Consider the following 22,978-nt stretch of genomic DNA (forward strand, 5'->3'; position numbering starts at 1 on the left):
TGCGGCCTCAGTCGAGACCGGCGAGTCGGAGCAGCAGTGACTTCACATCGGTGGCCGCGACGCGGTCGCCGACAGCGCGGGGGGTGGAGCAGATGAGGAGCGGACCGTCGTCGTCGCTCGCCGGAAGGCGGCCGTGGCTGCCGCGAATAGGTGAGGGGTCCAGGGGCACGACCGCCATGCGGTAGCGCATGCCGAGTTTCTTGCGCGCCAGTGCGGTGGCCGCCTTGACCTTGACGTAGGGGTCGAGGGGATCCATGAAGAGCTCGACCGGGTCGTAGCCGGGTTTGCGGTGGATCTCGACGAGCTGCGCGAAGTCGGGGGCGCGGGCGTCGTCGAGCCAGTAGTAGTACGTGAACCAGGCGTCCGGTTCCGCCACGGCGACGAGTTCGCCGGCGCGCGGATGGTCGAGGTGGTGGGCCTTCTTGCCCTCGTCGTCGAGGAGTTGCTCGATGCCGGGCAGGCCGTCGAGGGCGGCCCGGGCGGCGTCGAGGTCCTCGGGGCGGCGCACATAGACGTGGGCGATCTGGTGGTCGGCGACCGCGAAGGCACGGGACGCCATCGGGTCGAGGTACTCCATGCCGTCCTGGGTGTGCACCTCCAGCAGGCCGGCGCGGCGCAGGTCGCGGTTGATGTCGACGGGCCGGTTCACCCGGGTGATGCCGTATTCGGACAGCGCGACGACCGTGCGGCCCTCGGCGCGGGCGTCGTCCAGGAGCGGTGCCACGGCGGCGTCCAGGTCGGCGGCCGCCTTCAGGGAGCGCGGGTCGTCGGGGCCGAAGCGCTGGAGGTCGTAGTCGAGGTGAGGGAGGTAGCAGAGCGTCAGGTCGGGGTGCCGGGTGCGGATGATGTGGCGGGTCGCGTCGATGATCCACCGACTGGAGACGAGGTCCGCTCCCGGGCCCCAGAAGTGGAAGAGGGGGAACGTTCCGAGTTCTTCGGTGAGTTCGTCGTGCAGCGCGGCCGGCCTGGTGTAGCAGTCGGGTTCCTTGCGGCCGTCGGCGTAGTAGACCGGACGGGGGGTGACGGTGATGTCGGTGTCGGCGCCCATGGCGTACCACCAGCAGATGTTGGCGACGGTGTAGCCGGGGTGGGCGCGGCGGGCGGCGTCCCAGAGTTTGTCACCGGCCACGAGGCCGTTGTGCTGGCGCCAGAGGAGGACGTCGCCGAGTTCGCGGAAGTACCAGCCGTTGCCGACGATGCCGTGCTCCGAGGGCATGGTGCCGGTGAGGAACGTGGACTGGGCGGCGCAGGTGACGGCGGGCAGGACGGTCCCGAGCGGGGCGCGGGAGCCGGACTGGCCGAGCGCCTTGAGGTGGGGCATGTGGTCGAGGAGACGGGGGGTGAGTCCGACGACGTCGAGGACGAGGAGCGGGGTGGGTCCCGTGCGGTCCGGGTGTGCGCCCGGGGCGGACAGGTCGGTGCTCACGGCAGCTCCTTCAGTCCGAGGTCCGTCAACAGGTCACGGGCGAGGGTGAGTTCGGCGGCGATGCCCTCGGCGAGCTGGCTGCGGCCACGGGGGCGCAGCTCGGACGGGAGGGCCTGCCAGGTGTAGGTCTCGACCTCCAGGTGGCGGGTGAGCGGGGCCGGGCCGCCGACGAGCCGGGTGAGTGCGGTCTTCAGGACCGGGAGTGTGGAGGTGAGGGGTGCGGCGGGGGCCGCGTGCAGGGGGACGTGGAAGTGGGCGCGCCAGGGTGCGCCGTCGGGCAGTGCGTGGCCCGCGACGGCCTCGCCGAGGTCGTCGGTGGCGCGCAGGCCGACGGCGGTGGCCGTGCGGGTCTGGTGCAGGAAGCGGGGTTCGGCGAAGGCGGCGAGGGCCTCGCGGACCTCGGGCAGATGGGGGTGTTCGGCGTGCAGGGCGGCGGAGAGCTGGGATTTGACGACGGGGACGCGGGCCTCGCCGAGGGCGTCCAGGGCGGTGTGCGGGTCTTCGAAGGAGGTGGCGAGGTGGCAGGTGTCGACACAGATGCCGATGCGGTCGTGGGCGATCGCGGTGAGCGGTGCGATGGCGTCGCGGGTGGTCTCGATGACGCAGCCGGGTTCCGGTTCCAGCCCGACGCGGACGGAGCGGCCGGTCAGCTCCTCGATGGCGTCGAGGCGTTCGGCGAGGGTGCGCAGGGCGGTGCGGGCGGTCTTGGCGCGTTCGTCGTCGTACGCGGTGCGCCAGGCGAGGGGGAGGGTGGAGATGGTGCCGTCGGCGACGTCGTCGGGGAGGAGCCCGGCGAGGACGCGGGCCAGGGCGGTGGTGTGGTCGAGGCGTTCCGGGTCGGCCCAGTCCGGCTTGTAGACGCGGTACTTGACCTCTTCGGCGCCGAAGCCCTCGTACGGGAAGCCGTTGAGGGTGACGACCTCGAGGCCGCGCCGGTCGAGCTCGGTGCGCAGGCCGCGCAGTGCGGACGGGTCGGTGTCGAGGGCGTGGGCGGCGTCCTTGGCGAGCCACAGCCCGATGCCGAGCCGGTCGCGGCCCAGGCGGCGGCGGACGGGTTCGCAGTGGTCGCGGAGCTGCGCGAGGACGCCGTCGAGGGTCTCGGCGGGGTGCACGTTGGTGCAGTAGGCGAGGTGGACGGTGGAGCCGTCGGGGTGCCGGAAGCGCATGGTTCACGCCCCCGCGGCGGGGACGCGGGCCGGTCCGTCGCCGTCTCCCGGGCCGAGGTCCGGCTCGTGCGGGTCCTTCGGGACGCCGCGGAGGATGGAGTTGCCCTCGTGGGTGGCCTCCGTGCCGGCGACGTCGAGGTTCAGGCGGCCGCTGAGCCCGTAGAAGGCGACGGGGTTGCGCCACAGCACCTGGTCGACGTCGTCCTCGCCGAAGCCCTCGGCCAGCATCAGGTCGCCGACCTTGCGGGTCTTGAGGGGGTCGCTCTTTCCCCAGTCGGCGGCGGAGTTGACCAGGACCTGCTCGGTGCCGTAGGCGCGCAGGATCGCGATCATCCGCTCCTCGTCCATTTTGGTGTCCGGATAGACGGAGAAACCCAGCCAGCAGCCGCTGTCCCTGGCCTCCTTGACGGTGGTCTCGTTGAGGTGGTCGATCAGGACGCGTTCCGGCGACAGTGCGGACTCCCGGACGACGTCGAGGGTGCGGCGCAGACCGGTGAGCTTGTCGCGGTGCGGGGTGTGCACGAGGGCGGGCAGGCCGTGGTCGGCGGCGAGCTGGAGCTGGGCGGCGAGGGCGGTGTCCTCGGCGGGGGTCATGGAGTCGTAGCCGATCTCGCCGACGGCCACGACGTTGTCCTTGACGAGATACCGGGGCAGTGCGTCCAGCACGGGCACACAGCGCGGGTCGTTCGCCTCCTTGGGGTTGAGCGCCAGCGTGCAGTGGTGGGCGATGCCGTACTGGGCCGCACGGAACGGCTCCCAGCCGAGGAGGGAGTCGAAGTAGTCGAGGAAGGAGGCGGGCGAGGTGCGGGGCTGACCGAGCCAGAAGGAGGGCTCGACGACGGCGCGGACACCGGCGGCGTGCATGGCCTCGTAGTCGTCCGTGGTGCGGGACGTCATGTGGATGTGGGGGTCGAAGATGCGCATCAGGACTCCTTGCCGTGGGGGTGGTCCGTGCCGGGGGGCAGAGTCACGGACTCGGTCAGGTCCAGGACGCGGTACAGGTCCTCGGGGACGGTGCGGCCGGCCGCGGTGCGCTCGGCGGCGTAGTCGCCCAGCATGCGGGCGAGTTCACCGTCGCCCCGGGCACGCCGGGACAGGTCCGCCACGTGTTCGACGGGGACGCCGGTGAACAGGCACTTCAGCAGGGCATGGCGCCATTCGTGGGGGGCCAGGTGCCGGGCGGCGTACGGGCCGACGGCGGCGGTGAGGAGCCGGGTGTCGTTGGTGCGCAGGGCGTCCTCCACGAGCGGGAGGGCGCCGGGGCCGGACACGAGGTGGGGCAGGGCGTGCAGGACGGCACGGCGCTCGTCGGCGGTGCCCTGGAAGTACACCCGGGTCAGGGCGTCGGTGCCGGCCCGGGCCGCGTCGAGGATGAGGACGCGTGCGGCATCGGCGTGGGCGGCACCGCAGCGACGGCCGGCCTCGGCGAGGCGCAGTTCCCACGCGGAGATCGGCCCGTGGATGCCGGGGTGGGCGGCGGCCTCGTCGAGGGCGTGCTCGAGCCAGGCACGGGCGGCGGGGTCGAGGTGGGTGGTGAGGTGGCGGCGGAGGTCGTCCAGCGAGGAGGTGAGGGCGGTGTCGGGGGTGGTCTGGGTGCTGTGGGTGTCCGCGGTGGCCAGGGGGTCGGAGTCCTGGCTGTCCCGTGCGACGGCGGCCTCGTGGTCCTGGGTGTCCCGGGCGGCGGTGTTCTCGTGGGCTCGGGCGCCCTGGGAGGCGTCGGTTCTCGCCGCCGGGGTGGTGCGGGGGTGGGTCATGGGGTGCTGCTCCCTTCAGGGGCGGTGGAGGGAGCGCCGTGGGGTGGCGCGGCCTGCTGGAGAGCCGGAGCAGGACGTGGCGAGCCGGTGGGCGCGGTCTGCTCGGCGTGACGGAGGAACGGGAGGGAGTGTCCGGCGTGGTGAGGACCGGCGTGGGAGTGGCGGGGCAGTTCGACGACGGTCAGCCCCTGGTAGCCGGTGGCGGCGAGGGCCGCCAGGACCGGCGGGAAGTCGATCTCCCCGTCCCCGAAGGGGAGGTGCTCGTGGACACCGCGCCGCATGTCCTCGATCTGGACGTGCCGCAGCCACGGGGCGGCGGCGCGCACGCAGTCGGCGGGAGGGAGGGGTTCGAGGCACTGGCAGTGGCCGATGTCGAGGGTGAGGCCGAGGGGTTCGGGGTCGCCGAGGATGCGGCGGAGGTGATGGAAGTCGGCCAGGGTGGCGAGGAGGTGCCCCGGCTCGGGCTCGACGGCGAGCGGAACGCCGGCGGACGCGGCGGCGGCCAGGACGGGCGTGAGGCTCTCGGCGAGGCGCTTCCACGCGGTGTCCGTGTCGGTGCCCTCCGGGACGGTCCCGCTGAAGCAGTGGACCGCGTGGGCCCCGAGGTCGGCCGCGACCCGCACGGCGCGGAGGAGGAGGTCGGCACGACGAGCCCGGTCATCCGGGTCCGGGTCCAGCAGGGAGGGGCCGTGTTTGCGGCGCGGGTCGAGCACATAGCGGGCGCCCGTCTCCACGGTGACGTCCAGTCCGAGCGCGTCCAGCCGGTGCGCGACCCGGCGGGTGCGGGTGGCGAGGTCCGGGGCAAGCGGGTCGAGGTGCATGTGGTCGAGGGTCAGCCCGACTCCGTCGTATCCGAGGTCGGCGAGAAGGCGGAGCGCGTCGTCCAGCCGGAGGTCGGCCAGGCCGTTGGTGCCGTAGCCGAAGCGGAGGGAAGGCAGGGCGGGCCCTGCTGGGGTGGCTCGGCTGCCGGGGGCTCGGGCTTCGGAGCTCATGTGACGCTCACCTTCTTCCCGAACCTCGCTCCGAGCGGGGCGAGGGCCGCGATGAGGAGGGCGGTGGCCGTGCTCCGGGAGCGGGCGGTCAGGGTGGCCTGGAGGGGGATCGTGGCGCGGATGCCGGCGCCGACCGCTCGCTGGGTGAGAGGAGGCGAGGGATTGAGGGCGGCGTGGACGTAGGGGCGGGCGGTGGTCGCGGCGTAGGCGGCTGCGAGGGCGGTGGTGAGGTGTGCCACGGGCTGTCGGCCCGGCTCGCGCCCTCGGGGACGGGCGGGCGGCAGGCCCGGCAGGACGTGGGCGGCTGCTTCCCGACCGCCTTTCGGGGGACTCGCGAGGCGGTGCGTCACCAGGCGGGTCAGCAGGGCCGTCGTCGCAAGCGCCGCCAGGGGAGTCAGAGGTGAGCCGCTCCGGGCCTCCTGCCGGGAGACCGCCGTGACGGCCAGGGTGTGGGTGCCGAGGAGGGCGGCGGAGGGCAGTGCCCGGCGGGTACGGCCGGTGGTGGCCGCGGCGCCCAGGAGCAGGTCCAGTCCGCGGGCCGCGCCCATGGCCACGGGCCCGGCCGTTGTGTGCTTCAGGGTGAGGTCGTACGCCCAGACGGTCACCGCCAGGGGCGCGGCGACGGCCAGGGCGGGGCGGCCGGCGCGGGCGGCCAGGGCCAGTCCGGCTCCGGTGAGGGCACAGGCGGCGGTGAGCGCGGCGGCGGGCCGGATGCGGCCGGAGGGCAGGGGGCGGTGGGGGCGTTCGACGGCGTCCACCTCGCGGTCCGCCCAGTCGTTGAGGGCCATGCCGGCCCCGTACAGGCAGAGGGAGGAGCCGATGGCGAGCAGGGTGCGGGCGTTGGGCGGTGCGCCGGCCGCGGCCGTGCCGGCGAGTGCGTCGCCCGGCACGCTGAACAGGGCAGGGAGGCGCAGGAGTTCGGCCCAGGCGCGTACCCGTGCCGGGCGGCTGGTGCAGCCGCGGGGCGCCGTGCCGCCGGCGTCCCCTTCATGGGAGGTGTCACCCGTGCCGCCTGAGGCTCCGCAAGGGCGTTCGCGCCGCCTCACCGCAGGCCCTCCGTCCCGTTGGTCTGTTCCCCCGGGCGGAGTTCGCGGCCCTCTCCGGCGCTCTGCGGGAGCCCCGCGCCCTCCCCCGGTCCCGCCGGCTCCGCTCCCCGAAGGCTGTGGGCGAAGCCGATCAGTGCCTCGTACTGCTCGGCCAGGCCCGACGGCGCGTCCCCCACGGGGTCCTTGAAGTAGAAGGCGAGGGCGTCGAGCGGGCCGGACAGGCCCGACTCGTGGGCACGGGCGGTCAGACGGGCGAGGTCGAGGACGAGGGGTGCCGCCAGGGCGGAGTCGCAGCCCTGCCAGGTGGTCTGGAGGATCATGCGGGTGCCGAGGAAGCCGTCGAAGGCGATGTGGTCCCAGGCGGTCTTCCAGTCGCCGAGGGCGGGGACGTCGTCGATGTGGGTCTCGCCCTGCGGGGTGGTGCCGAGGGTGTCGGCGAGGACGCGTTCCTTGCCGGCGTTCTTGGCCGCCGCGGCGGCCGGGTCGGCCAGGGCTGCACCGTCACCGCCACCGAGCAGGTTCGTGCCGGACCAGGCGCGGACGGTCAGGGCCCGCTGGGCGAACATCGGGCCCAGCACCGAGCGCAGCAGGGTCTGACCGGTCTTGCCGTCGCGGCCCGCGTAGGGGAGACCGGACGACCGTGCCTGCGAGGCCAGCGCGGGGTGGTGCAGGCCGGTCGACGGGGTGAAGTTCACGTAGGGGCACCCGGCGCGCAGGGCTGCCGCGGCGTACAGGGAGCTCGGCGGGAGGGCGTCGCCGGTGGGCGCGGCTTCCGTGGAGGCCACGTTCACGACCACCGCACGGGACAGGCCGTGGCGCCGCACGAAGTCCTGGATGTCGGCCGCGAAGGCGGCGATCAGTTCGTCGGCGTCGCGGGTGTCCCCGGTCAGGGGGCCGCCGGGCCTGATATCACGGTCGGCGGCGGCCAGTTCGGCGGTGACGGCGGAGGTGAGGCCCGGCGGCAGCACTCCCCCGGCCGCCAGTGCCTCGGCGCGTTTGGGCAGGGGGCAGTCGAGTGTGTCGTGTCCGCCGAAGACGAGGGACGACAGGGCCGGCAGGCCGCTGTCGGCGAAGGGGGGCGTCTCGGTCACCATGCCCGTCGGCGGTTGCAGACCCGCCGTCACGGCGGCGCAGCCCGCCACGACGGTCGTGGCGACGGAGCCGCGCGCTCCGATCAGCCACACCCCCACACGGGACTCGGAACGGGACACTGACATCGGCAGCCTCCTTGTCGTACCAGGACAGGACCCCAGCGGGGAGGTGAGGACGCCGGAGAGGTGAAGACGGCGGGCGGGAGTCCGGCGTCCCCCGCCCGCCGCCGCTCAGTCGCCCTGCGAGACCTTCGCGGGCAGTTCCTTGATCCGGATGTCGCGGAAGGACACCTTGTCCTCGGCTCCGTGGTTCTGGATGCCGAGGTGTCCGTCGACGAGGCTCCGGGCCGGGTCGGTGTTGGTGAAATCGTTGATCTGCACGCCGTTGAGCCACACGCGGAGGCGCTCGCCCTCCACGCGGATCTCGTACGTGTTCCACTCCCCCGGCGGGTTCAGCGCACGGTCGCGCTTCCTGAGATCGGCGGACTTGAAGCCGTACACCGCGCCGGTGGTGCGGTCCGCGGCGTCGGTCGCGTCGATCTGGATCTCGTAGCCGTTGTTCACCGCCGACCAGGGGTCGTCCGAGGCCGGGAAGCCCACGAAGACGCCGGAGTTGTCGTCGCCGGAGTCGCTGGCCATCTTCCAGTCGAGCTTCAGGGAGTACGAGGAGAAGCCCGACGTGGCGTACCAGAGCATGCCCATGCCGCCCGACGACGTGAGCGTGCCGTCGTCGGAGAGGGTGAAGGAGCCCGGGCCCGCCTGCCGCCAGTCGTCCAGCGAGGCGGGAGTGCCGTCGAAGAGCGGCCGGTAGCCCGTCTCCGGTCGGCAGTCGGCCTCGGCCTCACCGATGGCCCAGCGGATTCCGCCCAGCAGGTGCGTGCGGAAGGCGGGTTCGGCGTAGGACTCCTTGGTGTGGCCGCCGCCGGTGTAGAAGGAACGGCCGCCCTGGTAGTTCTGGCACCAGGCGATCGGATGGTCGCCCTGCATGGTGCCGCCGGTGTAGGACGACTCGTCGAGCGAGGCGAGGACGTGGGCTCTCTCCCGCGGGTTTGAGCGGTAGTTGTACCACTCGTCGGTGCGGTTCCACGCCCGTTCCAGTCCGGAGGTCGCCGGGTGGGCGTGGTCCTCGACGTGCACGGTCGCGGGCTGGATCGCCGGGTGCGACTGGAAGTAGGCGCCGGCGAGGCCGCCGTAGAACGCCCAGTCGTACTCGGTGTCGGCGGCGGCGTGCACGCCGACGTAGGCACCGCCGGCGCGGATGTAGCCCTCGAAGGCGCGCTGCTGCCGGGCGTCGAGGACGTCTCCGGTCGTCGACAGGAACACGACCGCGTCGTAGCGCCGCAGGTTGGACGAGGTGAAGGCGCCCGCGTTCTCGGTCGCGTCGACGGTGAAACCGCCCTGTCCGCCGAGCTGCTTCACCGCCGCGACGCCCTCGGGGATGGAGTCGTGCCGGAAGCCGGCGGTCTTGGAGAAGACCAGGACCCGCTTGCCCTCGGTGTCGTCCTGGGACGAGGCCGGGCCCGAGACGCACCCCAGGAGCAGGGCGGCGCCCACGACTCCCGTCGCGTATCTGCTGGTCGATCGCATGTCGGCCGCCTCCTCTCAGCTGGTCGTGAACGTGAAGTCGTCGACGTCGAACAGGGCGCCGGTGCCGCTCCCCCTGAAGACCAGGTAGAGCGTGGTGGTGCCCCTGGGCGCGCGGGACAGGTTCGCCTGGACGTCCTGGAAGGTCTCCCAGCCGCCGGTCACCGGCACGGTCGTCTTGCCGAGCAGGGTGCCCTTGGCGGAGCCCGCGCGGATCTCGAGGGTGCCGCCGGCGCCGCCGGAGGAGACGCGTGCGGTGATCTTCGTGGCGTTGTTCAGGACGTACGGCGTGAAGGAGATCCAGTCGCCGTTGTCGATGTCGCCGACGGTCTTGCCGCCGTGCGCGGTGTCCTTGGTGATGACCGTGACGCCGGAGGCGTTGCCGTAGTGCTCGGCCTGGCGGTGCCGGGGCTGCACCACGTTCTGGTCGTGCGTGGTCAGCGCGGCCTGGCCGCCGCCTCCGTTGTCGGTGTACTCGGCGTCGAGGACTCCGAAGATGTTGGCGTCCTCGTCATGGCCGCCGTCGGCGCTGGTCTGGATGGTGCCGGTGCAGCCGTTGGCCGAGGTCAGGGGGTGGCCGTGGGTGTCGTGGCCGAGGATGAAGGTGACCTTGACCTTGGAGCAGTCGATGGTCCGGTCCTCCGGGTCGGTGACCTTCACCTTGAACGGGACGGCGTCACCGAAGCTGAACAGCTGCCCGTCCTTCGGCGTCTCCAGGACCACGGTCGGCGCGGTGTTGCCGACGACGATCTGCACGCTGGCGCTGCCGGTGCGGCCGGTCGTGTCCTTGACCGTCAGGGTGGCGGTGTAGGTGCCGTTCTTCCTGTAGCGGTAGGTGGGGTTGGCCGCGGTGGACTTGCCGCCGTCCCCGAAGTCCCAGCTGTAGGTGAGGGCGTCGCCGTCCTGGTCGCTGGTGCCCGCGGAGGAGAAGCTGACCCGCAGCGGTGCCTGGCCGGAGGTCTTGCTCGCCGCCGCCTGGGCGACGGGCGAGTGGCCGTCGGTGGCGTTCTCGATGCGGTACAGGGCGGAGTGCTCGTCACCGCCGAACCACGACAGGCCGTAGTCGAGGACGTACAGCGCCCCGTCGGGGCCGAAGGCCGAGTCCATCACCTGCGTGCCGGTCCAGGGCACGTCGTTGATCGACCGCACGGTGCCGTCGGCGTCGCTGGTGATGCGCTTGATCCAGCGGCGGCCGAACTCGGTGGCGAAGAAGTCGCCGTCGTAGGCCTCGGGGAACTTCACCGGCGAGTCGAGCGCCGGGTCGTAGTGGTAGACCGGGCCGCCCATCGGGGACTCGGAGCCGGTGCCGAACTCGGGCACCGATCCGCCGTCGTAGGGGATCCAGGCGGGCTGGGCCGGGGGCAGGTCGGTCAGGCCGGTGTTGTTCGGGGAGGTGTTCTTCGGCGCGTTGCAGTCGAACGCGGCACCCGATGTCCCGGTCGCGAAGTCGTAGTCGACGTAGGCGTCGTTGTCGCCCGTGCAGTACGGCCAGCCGAAGTTGCCGGGGCCGGTGACGCGGGCGAACTCGACCTGGCCGGCCGGGCCGCGCGCGGGGTCGGCGGCGCCGGCGTCGGGGCCGTAGTCACCGACGTAGAGGATGCCGGTCTTCTTGTCGACGCTGAAGCGGAACGGGTTGCGGAAGCCCATCGCGTAGATCTCGGGGCGGGTCTTGTCCGTGCCGGGGGCGAAGAGGTTGCCCTCGGGGACGGTGTAGGAGCCGTCGGCGTTCACCTTGATGCGCAGGATCTTGCCGCGCAGGTCGTTGGTGTTGCCGGCGGACCGCTGGGCGTCGAAGGCCGGGTTGCGGTTCGCGCGCTCGTCGATCGGGGTGAAGCCGTCCGACTGGAACGGGTTGGTGTCGTCACCGGTGGACAGGTACAGGTTGCCCTGCGCGTCGAAGTCGATGTCACCGCCGACGTGGCAGCACAGGCCGCGGGAGGCCGGGACGTCGAGGATCTTCTTCTCGCTAGCGGTGTCGAGGGTGCCGTCGGTCTTCAGGACGAACCGGGAGAGCCGGTTGACGCCGTCGAAGGGCGCGAAGTCGGCGGCGGTGCCGGTCTCGGGGGCGTCGCCCGCGGGGGTGTTCAACGGGGGCGCGTAGTAGAGGTAGATGAAACGGTTCTCCGAGAAGCCGGGGTCGACGCCGATGCCCTGGAGGCCCTCCTCGTCGTGGGAGTAGACGTCGAGCTTGCCGGCGAGCTTGGTGTTGCCGGCGGCGTCGGTGAGGCGGAGTTCGCCGTCGCGGGAGGTGTGCAGGACCGAGCGGTCCGGGAGGACGGCGAGCGACATGGGCTCGCCGACCTCCGCCTCGCCCTTGGCGAGGGTGACCTGCTGGAAGTCCTCGGCCGCGACGGCCGGCTCGTCCGCGGCGGCCGCGCCGGCCTGCGGTGCGGTCAGGGTGAGGGAGGCGCCCGCCAGCAGCGCGCCGCTGAACAGTGCGACCGCTTGGCGCAGGCGTCGTCTGTGAGGCTCGGTTCTGCGGGCTCTGGCAGTGCTGGCGGTGCGGTGGTTCCCGTGCACGAATGCCTCCAGAATGGGGCCGGTTGTACGGGCGGGTGCGTACGCCGGGATGCGCCGTCATCCCGGAGAGCTCAGGGAGTCTCAGTTGCCGAAGGCCGCGTCGAAGGAGGCCGACGGCGGCTCGAAGTCGTAGGCCTTGAGGCGGGTCAGCGCCTCGGGCGCCCCCTGGAGCCGGTCCATGCCGGCGTCCTCCCACTCGACCGAGATCGGGCCCTGGTAGCCGATGGAGCGCAGCATCCGGAAGACGTCCTCCCAGGGGACGTCGCCGTGCCCGGCGGAGACGAAGTCCCAGCCGCGCCTGGGGTCGCCCCAGGGCAGGTGGGAGCCGAGCCGTCCGTTGCGTCCGTCGAGGCGCTTGCGGGCCTCCTTGCAGTCGACGTGGTAGATGCGGTCGCGGAAGTCCCAGAGGAAGCCGACCGGGTCGAGGTCCTGCCACACGAAGTGGCTCGGGTCGAAGTTGAGGCCGAAGGCGGGACGCCGGTCGACGGCTTCGAGAGCCCGCTGGGTGGTCCAGTAGTCGTAGGCGATCTCGCTGGGGTGGACCTCGTGCGCGAAGCGCACGCCCTGCGCGTCGAAGACGTCCAGGATCGGGTTCCAGCGGTCGGCGAAGTCCTGGTAGCCGCGCTCGATCATCGCGTCGGGGGCGGGCGGGAACATGGCGACCAGGTGCCAGATGGCGGATCCGGTGAAACCGATGACGGTGTCGACGCCGAAGGCCGCCGCGGCACGCGCGGTGTCCTTCATGCGGTCCGCGGCCCGCTGGCGGACCCCCTCCGGGTCCCCGTCGCCCCACACATCTCCGGGCAGGATCGCCTGGTGGCGTTCGTCGATGATGGCGTCGCAGACGGCCTGGCCGACCAGGTGGTTGGAGACGGCCCAGCACTTGAGGCCGTACTTGTCGAGGAGCGCCCGGCGGCCGTCCAGGTAGGACGGATCGGCGAGGGCCTTGTCGACTTCGAAGTGGTCGCCCCAGCAGGCGAGTTCGAGGCCGTCGTAGCCGAAGTCGCGGGCGAGCCGGCAGACCTCTTCCAGCGGCAGGTCGGCCCACTGACCGGTGAACAGCGTGAACGTACGCGGCATGCGCGTCAGCCTCCTCAGACCGCGATCGGGGTGTAGACGGAGTTCTTCTCGGCGCTCTCCTCCACGGCCGCGAGCACGCGCTGCACCTGGAGCCCGTCGGCGAAGGAGGGTTCGGGGCGGCGGCCCTCGGCGATGGCGTGGACGAGGTCGCGGGCCTGGTGCACGAAGGTGTGCTCGTAGCCGAGGCCGTGGCCCGGCGGCCACCAGGCGTCCAGGTAGGGGTGGTCGGGCTCGGTGACCAGGATGCGGCGGAACCCGGCCTCGGCGCCGGGTTCGGTGCCGTCGTGGAAGGACAGTTCGTTGAGCCGCTCCAGGTCGAAGGCGAGCGAGCCGCGCTCCCCGTTGAGTTCGATGCGCAGGGCGTTCTTGCGGCCGGTGGCGTAGCGGGTGGCCTCGAAGGAGGCGAGGGCGCCGGAGGGGAAGCGGGCCGTGAACAGGGCGGCGTCGTCGACCGTGACCTGGCCGGTGCCGGCGGACGAGACGGCGGACAGGCCGCTCGTGGCGCCGGTGGGCAGGGGCCGCTCCCGTACGAAGGTCTCCGTCAGTGCGGAGACGCCCGCCAGCCGCTCCCCCACGAGGTACTGCGCGAGGTCGATGATGTGCGCGCCGAGGTCGCCGAGCGAGCCCGAGCCGGCCTGTTCCTTGCGCAGTCGCCAGGTGAGCGGGAACTGCGGGTCGACCAGCCAGTCCTGGAGGTACGTCACGCGCACGTGCCGCAGTGCGCCCAGGCGGCCCTCGGCGACCATCCGGCGGGCGAGCGCGGTGGCCGGCACCCGGCGGTAGTTGAAGCCGACCATCGCCACCTGCCCCCGCTGGTGGGCCTCTTCGGCGGCCCGCACCATCGAGGTGGCTTCCTCGACGGTGTTGGCGAGGGGCTTCTCGCACAGGACGTGCTTGCCGGCCGCGAGCGCGGCGAGGGCGATCTCGGCGTGGCTGTCGCCGGGGGTGCAGATGTCGACGAGGTCGACGTCGTCGCGTTCGACGAGGGTACGCCAGTCGGTCTCGGTGGACGCCCAGCCGTGGCGGTCGGCCGCCGCCCGCACGGCGGTGGCGTCCCGGCCGCAGATCACGGCCTGCACGGGGTTCAGCGGCAGGTCGAAGACACGGCCCGCGGTGCGCCAGCCCTGGGAGTGGGCGGCGCCCATGAAGGCGTAGCCCACCATCCCCACGCGCAGGGGTGGCTTGCCTGCCTCGGTCCCATCTGACTGCGCTTGCGGCTGTCCCATACGGGTGTCCTCCTCGTCCTTGTCGGGGTGGCGCACGTGGGGGGTGCGGGGTGGATCACTTGAAGCCGGTGGACATGTACTGGTCGACGTTGGTCTTGTCGACGACGGCGGAGTAGAGCGTGATCGACGACGGGATCTCGAACTCGGCCAGACCGCCGATGCCCTTGCCCTGGCCGAGGGCGCGGGCGAGGTCGATCGCGGAGGCGGCCATGGTCGGCGGGTAGAGGACGGTCGCCTTCAGCACGCCGTCGTCCTGCTTGATGGCCTGGAAGGCGGACAGGGCGCCGGCGCCGCCGACCATCAGGAAGTCGTCGCGCCCGGCCTGGTCGATGGCCCGCAGGGCGCCCACGCCCTGGTCGTCGTCGTGGTTCCACAGCGCGTCGAACTTCGACTGGGCCTGGAGCAGCTGGGCCATCTTGGCCTGGCCGGACTCGACGGTGAACTCGGCGGCCTGCCGGGCGACCTTCTTGATGTTGGGGTAGTTCTTCAGGGCGTCGTCGAAGCCCTGGGTGCGCTGCTTGGTGAGCTCCAGGTTGTCCAGGCCGGCCAGCTCGATGACCTTGGCGTTCGACTTCCCCTTGAGCTTCTCGCCGATGTAGTGGCCGGCGTTGAGGCCCATGCCGTAGTTGTCGCCGCCGATCCAGCAGCGGTAGGCCTGCGGGGTGTTGAAGATGCGGTCGAGGTTGACGACCGGGATGCCCGCGCGCATCGCCTTCAGGCCGGCCTGGGTGAGGGCCTTGCCGTCGGCGGGCAGCACCACCAGGACGTCGACCTTCTTGTTGATGAGGGTCTCGATCTGGCCGATCTGCTGGGCGGTGTCGTTGGAGCCCTCGGTGATCTCCAGGGTGACGTCGGAGTACTTCTCGGCGCGGCTCTTGGCGTTGTCGTTGATGGCGTTGAGCCAGCCGTGGTCGGCCTGCGGTCCGGCGAAGCCGATGGTGACCTGCTTGCCGGGCTTGTCGTCGGCGGCGGGCTGGTCGTTGGCGGCCGGCTCGTCCTTGGAGTCGGAGGGCTCGTTGCTCGTGCAGCCCGTGAGGAGGGCACCGGCGGAGACGGCGGCGGCCCCGAAGAGCAGTCCTCTGCGGCTCGTGATCTCGGTCATGGCGGTGAACCCTTTCCTCAGGTCGTGCTCGCGGTACGGCGCTGGACCAGCACGGCGGCGACGATGATCGCGCCCTTGGCGATCTGCTGGACGTCGCTCTGCAGGTTGTTCAGGGCGAAGATGTTGGTGATCGTGAAGAAGATCAGGACGCCGAGCACCGAGCCGGTGATGGTGCCGCGGCCGCCGGTGAGCAGGGTGCCGCCGATGATCGCGGCGGCGATGGCGTCGAGTTCGTAGAGGTTGCCGTTGGTGTTCTGGCCGGAGCCGGACAGGACGATCAGCAGGAAGGCGGCGATGCCGCAGCACAGCCCGGACAGCAGGTAGAGGTAGAGCCGCTGGCGGCGGACGTCGATGCCGGCGAGCCGGGCCGCCTCCGGGTTGCCGCCGACGGCGACCGTGCGGCGGCCGAAGGTGGTGCGGTTGAGCACCAGCCAGCCGATGACCGTCACGACGGCGAAGACCAGGACCAGCGGCGGGATGCCCAGGATGTAGGCGTCGCGCTCTCCCAGGTCGAGGACGGACGGCACGGTGACGATCTGTGTCTTGCCGTCGGTGATCTGCAGGGCGAGGCCGCGGGCGGAGGCCAGCATGGCGAGGGTGGCGATGAACGGCACCATCGAGCCGTAGGCGATGAGCACCCCGTTGACCAGGCCGCAGCCGACTCCGACGACGATCGCCGTGAAGAGGATGCCGGCGAAGCCGTACTCCTGGGTGGCGACCGTGGTCGCCCACACCGAGGCGAGGGCGACGATCGCGCCGACCGACAGGTCGATGCCGCCGGAGATGATGACGAAGGTCATGCCGACGGTGACGACGCCGACCACGGAGGCCTGGGTGAGGACCAGTTGCAGGTTGCGGGTGTCGAGGAACTCGTCGGGCTTGGTGATGCCGCCGACGACGATCAGCGCGGCGAGCACGCCGAGCAGCGAGAGGGTGCGGACGTCGGCGCGGGCCAGCAGGCCGCGCCAGGGTGTGGGCCGGGCCTGGGGCACCTTGTCGGTGCTGCTGTCCCGCGGCGGGGAGACGGGCTGCGTCATGACGCCGGGCTTCCTTCCATGACCAGGTCGAGTACGCGGTGTTCGTCGAGTTCGCGCGCGGGTGCCGTGTGGACGACACGGCCCTCGCGCAGCACCAGGACGCGGTCGGCGAGGCCGAGCACCTCGGGCACCTCGCTGGAGACCAGCAGCACGGCGAGGCCTTCGTCGGCCAGCCGGCGGACGACCGCGTACAGTTCGGCGCGGGCGCCGACGTCGACGCCGCGGGTGGGTTCGTCGAGCAGCAGCACCCGGCAGCCGCGCAGCAGCCAGCGGGCGAGGACGGCTTTTTGCTGGTTGCCACCGGACAGGGTGCGCACGGGCACGGACGGGTTGTCGGGCCTGAGCGACAGCTCGCGGGTCGCGGCCCGGGCGGCACCGAGTTCGGCGCCCCGGTCGATCCAGCCGGCGCGCGAGAAGCGGGACATGGAGGAGACCGACACGTTGCGGGTGACGGACTCCAGCATCAGCAGGGCCTGCGCCTTGCGTTCCTCGGGGGCGAGCCCGAGTCCGGCCCGGACGGCGGCCCGGACGCTGCCCGGCTTCAAGGGCCGCCCGTCCACCAGCACCTGACCGGACGTCGGCTTCCTGGCGCCGTAGACGGTCTCCAGGATCTCGGAGCGGCCCGAGCCGACGAGTCCGGCGAGGCCCACGATCTCGCCGGGCCGCACCTCCAGGTCGAGAGGCTCGAACTCCCCGGCGCGGGACAGCCCCCGGACGGTCAGCACCGGTTCGCCGGGCGGTGGGGCCGCGGGCCGGTCGGGGAAGACGTACTCGACGTTGCGGCCGGTCATCAGGGCGACGACCTCGCGGGTCGGTGTGGTCTTCGCGGGCAGTCCGTTCGCCACGGCCCGGCCGTCCTTCAGTACGGTGACCCGGTCGCCGATGCGCCGGATCTCCTCCAGGCGGTGCGAGATGTAGACGACGGCGACACCCGCGGCGGTGAGGTCGCCGACGATGCGGAAGAGGTTGTCGACCTCGTCCGGGTCGAGGGCGGCGGACGGTTCGTCCATGACGATGAGCCGCACGTCGTGGGAGAGCGCCCGGGCCATGGACACGATCTGCTGCTGTGCCGCCGACAGCTCCCCGACGAGGCGGGCCGGGTCGATCTCCCCGTGGCCAAGTCGCTTCAGCAGGGCTCCGGTCGAGGCCTTGGCCGCCTTCCCCCGCACGACGAACCCCGCGGCGGTCGGCTCATGCCCCAGGTGCACGTTCTCGGCGACCGACAGGTGCTCCACCAGGTCGAGTTCCTGGTAGATGGTCGCGATGCCGAGCCGCATGGCGGCGATCGGCGAGCGGAGCGTGACCTCCTCGTCGCGCCAGCGGATGGTGCCCGTGTCGGGCTGGTGGGCGCCGGCCAGGACCTTGATGAGGGTCGACTTCCCGGCGCCGTTCTGGCCGAGCAGACAGTGCACCTCACCGGCCTGGACGTCGAGGTCGACGCCGTCGAGGGCCCGGACTCCGGGGAACGACTTGGTGATGCCGGACATGCTGAGCAGCGGTGATTCTGGTGCCATGCGGATTCCCCTTGGCGGGCGGGCCGGTGTCAGGGCAGGGCAGAGCAGGGCTCGGTACCGAGAGCGTGGTGCTGTGCTGACGTACTGACGTGCGCTTACGCGGGTGAGAACAGGTGGTCGCTGATGAGCCGGGCCGCGCCGATGACTCCGGCGGCGGGTCCCAACTCGCCCAGGACGATGGGCAGGTTGCCGGTCGCGAGAGGTAGTGACTGGCGGTAGACCTGGGTGCGGATCGCGGCGAGCAGGGTGTGGCCGAGGCCGGTCACCCCGCCGCCGATCACCACCAGGCCCGGGTTGAAGAAGCTCACCAGGCCGGCGATGACCTGGCCGGTGCGGTTGCCGCCCTCGCGGATCAGGTCGAGTGCGGTGGCGTCGCCGGCGGCGGCCGCGGCGGCGACGTCGACGGCGGTGAGGCCGCCGTTGGTCTCCAGCCGCGACGCCAGTTCGACGGAGAGCCCCTGCTGGGCGGCCTCCATGGCGTCACGGGCGAGGGCGGCCCCGCTGAAGTGGGCCTCCAGGCAGCCCCGGTTGCCGCAGGCGCAGGGGCGGCCGTCGGGCACGGCCTGGATGTGCCCGATGTCGCCGGCGCTGCCCGTCGTACCGCGGTAGACCTCACCGCCGACGACGATGCCGCAGCCGATGCCCGTGCCGATCTTGACGCAGAGGAAGTCGGCGACGGTGCGGGCGACGCCCGCGTGCTGCTCCCCCATCGCCATGAGGTTCACGTCGTTGTCGACCATGACCGGACAGCCGAGTTCCTGGCTGAGCGCCTCCCGCACGGGGAAGCCGTCCCAGCCCGGCATGATCGGCGGGGCCACGGGGATGCCCTCGGGGTAACGGACCGGGCCCGGGACGCCGATGCCGGCGCCGTCGAACCCCTCCGCGAGCCCCGAGGCCTTCAACTTGGCGGCCATGGCCAGGACTTGCTCGAAGACCGCGACCGGGCCCTCGCGCACGTCCATGGGGTGGTTGATGTGCCCGAGGGTCTCCAGTTCGGCGTTGGTGACGGCGACGTCGACCGAGGTCGCGCCGATGTCGACGCCGAGGAAGCGCAGCTGGGGGTTGAGCCGGATGTTGTGGGAGCGGCGGCCACCGCGCGAGGCGGCGAGTCCGTCGGCCACGACCAGCCCCGTCTCCAGCAGCCGGTCCACCTCGACGGCGAGCTTGGACCGTGAGAGGTCGACCTGGTCGCCCAGCTGGGCACGGGAGTTGGGGCCGCCGTCGCGCAACAGCTTGAGCAGGCGGGCCTGGTGGGCGTTTCCGGGTCGTGCCGTCATACGTCTCACGAGCCCCTCCCCGCCTCAATCGGCCTGTGCGCGCCGGTTTTCCGCCACCTCGGTGGCTTGCTTTCGAAGGGAACGTAGCAGCGGCTGCCGGAGGTGGGAAGAAGTCGCGCAGGAATTGCCCTCCACTTTTTCCACTCACAGGACAAAGGCGCGAGTCACCTGCCTTACCCCACAGGTAATCGACCGTGCGGCGCGCCCGGGTCAGGCTGGCATCAGTCCTGATCGCCCGACGGGAGGTCCCCCATGACCGACACCCCTGTCCCCGAAGCACTGCTGAGGGCCGTGCCGTTCGCCGACGAGCTGGGCATCGCCCTGGAGGAGGCCACCTCGGCCCGGGTCAGGGCCGCGCTCGCCTGGGCCCCCGCGTTGTGCACGGCGGGCGGCGCCCTGCACGGCGGTGCGCTGATGACGCTCGCCGACACAGCCGGCGCGGTGTGCGCGTTCCTCAACCTGCCGCCGGGCGCGAACACCTCGACCATCGAGTCGAAGACGAACTTCTTCCGCGCCGTGCGGTCGGGCACCGTCCACGCCGAGGCGCGAGCCGTGCACGTGGGACGCTCCAGCATCGCCGTGCGGACGGACCTGCGCGACGAGGTCGGCACCCTGGTGGGACAGACCACGCAGACTCAGGCGGTGCTGACCGCCCGCTGAGGCCTACGAACGCGCTCGCGCGTGGTACGACCGCCTTGTGTGCTCGGTGTGTTCGCGCATCAGACGGGTGGCCCGCTGTTCGTCGCGGTCGATGATCGCCGCGATGAGTGCGCGGTGTTCGACCCAGGACTGATGGCCCCGTTGGCGGGCGACCGGCGTGTAGTACCAGCGGACGCGGCGGTCGACCTGGGCGGCCAGTTCGGCGAGGACGGCGTTGCCCGCGAGCTCCATGATCTTCGCGTGGAAGCGGGCGTTCATGGCGACGGCCCCGTCCACGTCGTCGGCCTCGACGGCCTTCTCACCCTCCGCGCACAGCGCTTCCAGCGCGGCGATGCCGGCCTTGTCCGCGCCGGCCGCGGCGAGCCGGGCCGCCTCGGCCTCCAGGAGCGTACGGACCGTGAGGAGCTGGTCGGCCTCCTGCTCCGTCGGCTCGTGCACGAACGCGCCCTGGGCGGGCCGCAGATCGACCCAGCCCTCGGTGTTGAGCCGCTGCAGCGCCTCGCGCACCGGCTGCCGGGAGACCCCCAGATGCCCGGCGAGTTCGCTCTCCACGAGGTGCTGGCCGGGCTGGAGGGCACGGGTGGTGATGAGTTCGAGCAGTGCCTCGTAGACGCGATCACGCAGCGGACCCGGGCGTTCCAGCTTGGGTACCGCCCCTTGGGGCAGGCCTGTCGACAGCATCGCGGTCCCCCTCCTCGGCAGGGCCGTGCACAGCGCGGCGGAAGCCGGTCTCGCCGTAGCGTCAGTATCGATTGTCTTTCGTCTACAGTCTACGGCGCACAAGAGCCAGGGCTTCGGGGAGTTGACCGCGTCACACGGCGACGGGGTTCACGGGCAGCGGACGACCTGCCCCGCGTACGACAGGTTCCCGCCGAAGCCGAACAGCAGGACGGGGTCGCCCGTGGCGATCGCACCCTGTTCGACCAGCTTGGACAGGGCGAGCGGGATGCTCGCGGCCGACGTGTTGCCGGACCCCGTGACATCGCGCGCGACGACCGCGTTCACGGCGCCGATCTTCTCCGCGAGGGGTTCGATGATGCGGAGATTGGCTTGATGCAGTACGACCGCGGCGAGGTCCGCCGGCGCCAGCCCGGCCCGCTCGCACGCCCGCCGCGCGATGGGCGGCAGCTGCGTCGTCGCCCAGCGGTAGACGCTCTGCCCCTCCTGCGCGAAGCGCGGCGGCGTGCCCTCGATCCGCACCGCGTTCCCCATCTCGGGCACCGAACCCCACAGCACCGGCCCGATGGCGGGCTCGTCGGCGGCCTCCACGACCGCGGCCCCGGCCCCGTCTCCGACGAGCACACACGTCGTGCGGTCGCTCCAGTCCGTCACGTCGGACATCTTGTCGGCGCCGATGACCAGGGCCCGGCTCGCTCCTCCCGCGCGGACTGTGTGGTCGGCGGTGGCCAGGGCGTGGGTGAAGCCGGCGCACACCACGTTGAGGTCCATCGTGGCGGCCTGCGGAACGCCGAGACGGGACGCGACCCGGGCGGCCGTGTTGGGCGAGCGGTCGACGGCGGTGGAGGTGGCGACCAGCACCAGGTCGATGTCGGCGGGGGTCAGCCCGGCCGCCGCGAGGGCCTTGGCGGCGGCGTGGGCGGCCAGCTCGTCGACGGGTTCGTCGGGGCCGGCGATGTGGCGGGTGCGGATGCCCACCCGGCTCCTGATCCACTCGTCACTGGTGTCGACCATGCCCGCCAGGTCCTCGTTGGTGAGCACCTTGGCGGGCTGGTAGTGACCGACGGCGGCGATGCGCGAGCCGTTCATCTGGGCGGTCCCCCTCGTTGGAACTTGGGTAGCGGGACCCACCAGTCTGATCAGTGACTCGCGGGTACGACGGCAGGCAAGGCGACAGGAAACAGGTGCCCGCGTTGTCAGCTTCGGTCAGCTCCTCGGACGACCGGACACCTGTCGAACGGCTAGCCGGTGAACAGCTGGGTCGCCTTGCGGACCAGCTCGTACAGCCCGTAGGCGAGCGGGACGCCCACCCACACCCAGGCGAAGGCGATCAGCCACCGCCGGTCCGGGCTAGGCGGACTCTGGCTGCTGTCGCTGGACATGTGCGGCCTCCTTCGGTGCCGGGACGTGATGACGCGGGTGGACGGGCCGGACGAGTTCGTTGGCGACGAAGCCGACGACGAGCAGCCCGATCATGATGACGAACGACAGCCCGTACAGGGACGCGCCGTGCCGGCCCGCCTCCTCCTGCCGGTCGGCGATCCAGTTCACGATGAGCGGCCCGAGCACGCCCGCCGTGGACCATGCGGTGAGCAGCCGCCCGTGGATGGCGCCGACCTGGTGCGTGCCGAACAGGTCCTTCAGATACGCCGGGATCGTCGCGAAGCCACCGCCGTAGAAGGACAGGATCACCAGCGCGCACAGGACGAACAGCGGCTTGGAGGAGTCGCCGAACAGGGCGATGAGCGCGTACATCAGCGCGCCGACGCCCAGGTAGACGCGGTAGATGTTCTTGCGGCCGATCAGGTCGGACGTCGACGACCAGCCGATGCGGCCCGCCATGTTCGCCGCCGACAGCAGCGCGACGAAGCCGGCGGCGGCCGTGACCGACACGGGTGTGGAGGAGTCCGCGAAGAAGTCCGTGATCATCGGCGCGGCCTTCTCCAGGATGCCGATGCCGGCGGTGACGTTCATGCAGAGCACGACCCACAGGCACCAGAACTGCGGCGTGCGGATGGCCTGGTTCGCGGAGACCTGCGGGCCGGTGGGGGCTGGCCGCGCGGCTCCCCGCGCCCCCGGGACGCCGCTCGGAACCCGGACCAGGAGCACACCGAGCAGCATGAAGACGGCGTACGACAGGCCGTGTACCAGGAAGGCGAGCGCGATGCCGGAGCTGTCGCCGCCGAACGACTCCAGCATCTGCGCCGACCACGGCGAGGCGATGAGCGCGCCGCCGCCGAAGCCCATGATGGCGATGCCGGTGGCCATGCCGGGCCGGTCCGGGAACCACTTGATGAGGGTGGAGACGGGTGAGATGTAGCCGATGCCGAGGCCGATGCCGCCGACGAAGCCGTAGCCGAGGACGATCAGCCAGTACTGCTCCACGGCCGCGCCCAGCGCGGAGAGCAGGAAGCCGGACGAGAAGCAGACGAGGGCGACGGTCATGGCCCAGCGCGGGCCGTTGCGCTCCACGAGCGTGCCGCCGAACGCGGCGGACAGCCCCAGCATGACGATGCCCAGCTGGAAGGGCAGCGCGCTCTGCGTGCCGCTGAGGCCGAGCGCGGACTCCAGGGGCGGCTTGAACACGCTCCAGGCGTAGGCCTGGCCGATGGAGAGATGTACGGAGAGAGCGGCGGGCGGGACGAGCCAGCGGCTCCAGCCCGGGGGCGCGACTGGGGGACTCATGAACCCGGGACGGTAGGCAATCGCAGGGGAGTTGAGAAGGCGGCGCGTCGACCGTATGCGGTGAGCGGTATCCAGCATGCGCCGAACGGTCATCGCACGGACCCTTGCTGAGCCAACCTCCATACTGTAGACAATATTTC

20 protein-coding genes are annotated in these 22,978 nt (G+C 71.9%); 1 reads left to right on the plus strand and 19 read right to left on the minus strand.

Annotation, left to right across the window (positions count from 1 at the left end; genetic code table 11):
* Positions 1-7 precede the first annotated feature (7 nt).
* The 15 genes from SCNRRL3882_RS06680 to SCNRRL3882_RS06750 all read right to left on the minus strand — a co-directional run bounded on the left by SCNRRL3882_RS06680 (position 8) and on the right by SCNRRL3882_RS06750 (position 18,815).
* A complete protein-coding gene (locus SCNRRL3882_RS06680; RefSeq protein WP_010045901.1) occupies positions 8-1,426 on the minus strand; it encodes a nucleotide pyrophosphatase/phosphodiesterase family protein in 1,419 nt (472 codons plus the stop codon).
* Positions 1,423-2,592: a metabolite traffic protein EboE gene (eboE, locus tag SCNRRL3882_RS06685; protein WP_010045903.1), complete on the minus strand. Its 1,170-nt coding sequence runs from the start codon at positions 2,590-2,592 to the stop codon at positions 1,423-1,425. The genes SCNRRL3882_RS06680 and eboE overlap by 4 nt, the downstream gene beginning before the upstream one ends.
* A gap of 3 nt (positions 2,593-2,595) precedes the next feature.
* Positions 2,596-3,516, minus strand: coding sequence for a TatD family hydrolase (locus SCNRRL3882_RS06690; protein ID WP_010045905.1), 921 nt, complete (start codon positions 3,514-3,516; stop codon positions 2,596-2,598).
* Positions 3,516-4,346 (minus strand): EboA domain-containing protein, encoded by an 831-nt coding sequence (locus SCNRRL3882_RS06695; RefSeq protein ID WP_010045907.1) that lies wholly within the window; start codon positions 4,344-4,346, stop codon positions 3,516-3,518. The genes SCNRRL3882_RS06690 and SCNRRL3882_RS06695 overlap by 1 nt, the downstream gene beginning before the upstream one ends.
* Entirely contained in the window at positions 4,343-5,338 is a 996-nt protein-coding gene (locus tag SCNRRL3882_RS06700) for a sugar phosphate isomerase/epimerase family protein (protein WP_010045910.1), read from the minus strand. Before SCNRRL3882_RS06700 ends, SCNRRL3882_RS06695 begins: the two co-directional genes overlap by 4 nt.
* Positions 5,335-6,384, minus strand: coding sequence for an SCO3242 family prenyltransferase (locus SCNRRL3882_RS06705; RefSeq protein ID WP_010045912.1), 1,050 nt, complete (start codon positions 6,382-6,384; stop codon positions 5,335-5,337). Before SCNRRL3882_RS06705 ends, SCNRRL3882_RS06700 begins: the two co-directional genes overlap by 4 nt.
* Positions 6,381-7,601: an inositol-3-phosphate synthase gene (locus tag SCNRRL3882_RS06710; RefSeq protein ID WP_040904058.1), complete on the minus strand. Its 1,221-nt coding sequence runs from the start codon at positions 7,599-7,601 to the stop codon at positions 6,381-6,383. Before SCNRRL3882_RS06710 ends, SCNRRL3882_RS06705 begins: the two co-directional genes overlap by 4 nt.
* A 105-nt stretch (positions 7,602-7,706) precedes the next feature.
* The gene (locus SCNRRL3882_RS06715) at positions 7,707-9,062 is read right to left on the minus strand and encodes a ThuA domain-containing protein (protein WP_029181593.1); all 1,356 of its coding nucleotides are present in this window, start codon (positions 9,060-9,062) and stop codon (positions 7,707-7,709) included.
* 15 nt (positions 9,063-9,077) lie between these two features.
* Positions 9,078-11,579 carry a PQQ-dependent sugar dehydrogenase gene (locus tag SCNRRL3882_RS06720; protein WP_010045919.1) on the minus strand — a complete coding sequence of 834 codons (2,502 nt, stop codon included), beginning with the start codon at positions 11,577-11,579 and terminating at the stop codon, positions 9,078-9,080.
* Between the two features lie 81 nt (positions 11,580-11,660).
* Positions 11,661-12,659 carry a sugar phosphate isomerase/epimerase family protein gene (locus SCNRRL3882_RS06725; protein WP_010045921.1) on the minus strand — a complete coding sequence of 333 codons (999 nt, stop codon included), beginning with the start codon at positions 12,657-12,659 and terminating at the stop codon, positions 11,661-11,663.
* A 14-nt stretch (positions 12,660-12,673) separates the two neighbouring features.
* Positions 12,674-13,885 (minus strand): Gfo/Idh/MocA family protein, encoded by a 1,212-nt coding sequence (locus SCNRRL3882_RS06730; RefSeq protein ID WP_029181594.1) that lies wholly within the window; start codon positions 13,883-13,885, stop codon positions 12,674-12,676.
* A gap of 55 nt (positions 13,886-13,940) precedes the next feature.
* The gene (locus SCNRRL3882_RS06735) at positions 13,941-14,987 is read right to left on the minus strand and encodes a substrate-binding domain-containing protein (RefSeq protein WP_010045925.1); all 1,047 of its coding nucleotides are present in this window, start codon (positions 14,985-14,987) and stop codon (positions 13,941-13,943) included.
* A 17-nt stretch (positions 14,988-15,004) separates the two neighbouring features.
* Positions 15,005-16,024 carry an ABC transporter permease gene (locus SCNRRL3882_RS06740; protein ID WP_010045928.1) on the minus strand — a complete coding sequence of 340 codons (1,020 nt, stop codon included), beginning with the start codon at positions 16,022-16,024 and terminating at the stop codon, positions 15,005-15,007.
* Complete coding sequence (locus SCNRRL3882_RS06745) at positions 16,021-17,538, minus strand: sugar ABC transporter ATP-binding protein (RefSeq protein WP_029181595.1); 1,518 nt, start codon at positions 17,536-17,538, stop codon at positions 16,021-16,023. The genes SCNRRL3882_RS06740 and SCNRRL3882_RS06745 overlap by 4 nt, the downstream gene beginning before the upstream one ends.
* A 95-nt stretch (positions 17,539-17,633) precedes the next feature.
* Positions 17,634-18,815, minus strand: a complete 1,182-nt coding sequence (locus tag SCNRRL3882_RS06750; protein ID WP_029181596.1) for an ROK family transcriptional regulator — start codon at positions 18,813-18,815, stop codon at positions 17,634-17,636.
* A gap of 252 nt (positions 18,816-19,067) precedes the next feature.
* On the opposite strand from SCNRRL3882_RS06750, the gene SCNRRL3882_RS06755 reads away from it, so the two are divergent.
* The gene (locus SCNRRL3882_RS06755) at positions 19,068-19,475 is read left to right on the plus strand and encodes a PaaI family thioesterase (protein WP_010045935.1); all 408 of its coding nucleotides are present in this window, start codon (positions 19,068-19,070) and stop codon (positions 19,473-19,475) included.
* Positions 19,476-19,478: 3 nt separating this feature from the next.
* On the opposite strand, the gene SCNRRL3882_RS06760 is transcribed toward SCNRRL3882_RS06755, so the two are convergent.
* From SCNRRL3882_RS06760 to SCNRRL3882_RS06770, 4 genes are all read right to left on the minus strand, one after another.
* Entirely contained in the window at positions 19,479-20,156 is a 678-nt protein-coding gene (locus SCNRRL3882_RS06760) for a GntR family transcriptional regulator (protein WP_010045937.1), read from the minus strand.
* A gap of 147 nt (positions 20,157-20,303) precedes the next feature.
* Positions 20,304-21,242 carry a beta-ketoacyl-ACP synthase III gene (locus tag SCNRRL3882_RS06765; RefSeq protein ID WP_010045939.1) on the minus strand — a complete coding sequence of 313 codons (939 nt, stop codon included), beginning with the start codon at positions 21,240-21,242 and terminating at the stop codon, positions 20,304-20,306.
* A gap of 152 nt (positions 21,243-21,394) precedes the next feature.
* A complete protein-coding gene (locus SCNRRL3882_RS41065) occupies positions 21,395-21,535 on the minus strand; it encodes an MFS transporter small subunit (protein ID WP_010045941.1) in 141 nt (46 codons plus the stop codon).
* On the minus strand, positions 21,504-22,838 hold the full coding sequence (locus SCNRRL3882_RS06770) for an OFA family MFS transporter (RefSeq protein WP_010045942.1): 1,335 nt from the start codon (positions 22,836-22,838) through the stop codon (positions 21,504-21,506). The genes SCNRRL3882_RS41065 and SCNRRL3882_RS06770 overlap by 32 nt, the downstream gene beginning before the upstream one ends.
* Positions 22,839-22,978: the final 140 nt, after the last annotated feature.

Origin of the sequence: Streptomyces chartreusis NRRL 3882 (assembly GCF_900236475.1) — a bacterium.
Taxonomy (GTDB): Bacteria; Actinomycetota; Actinomycetes; order Streptomycetales; family Streptomycetaceae; genus Streptomyces; species Streptomyces chartreusis_D.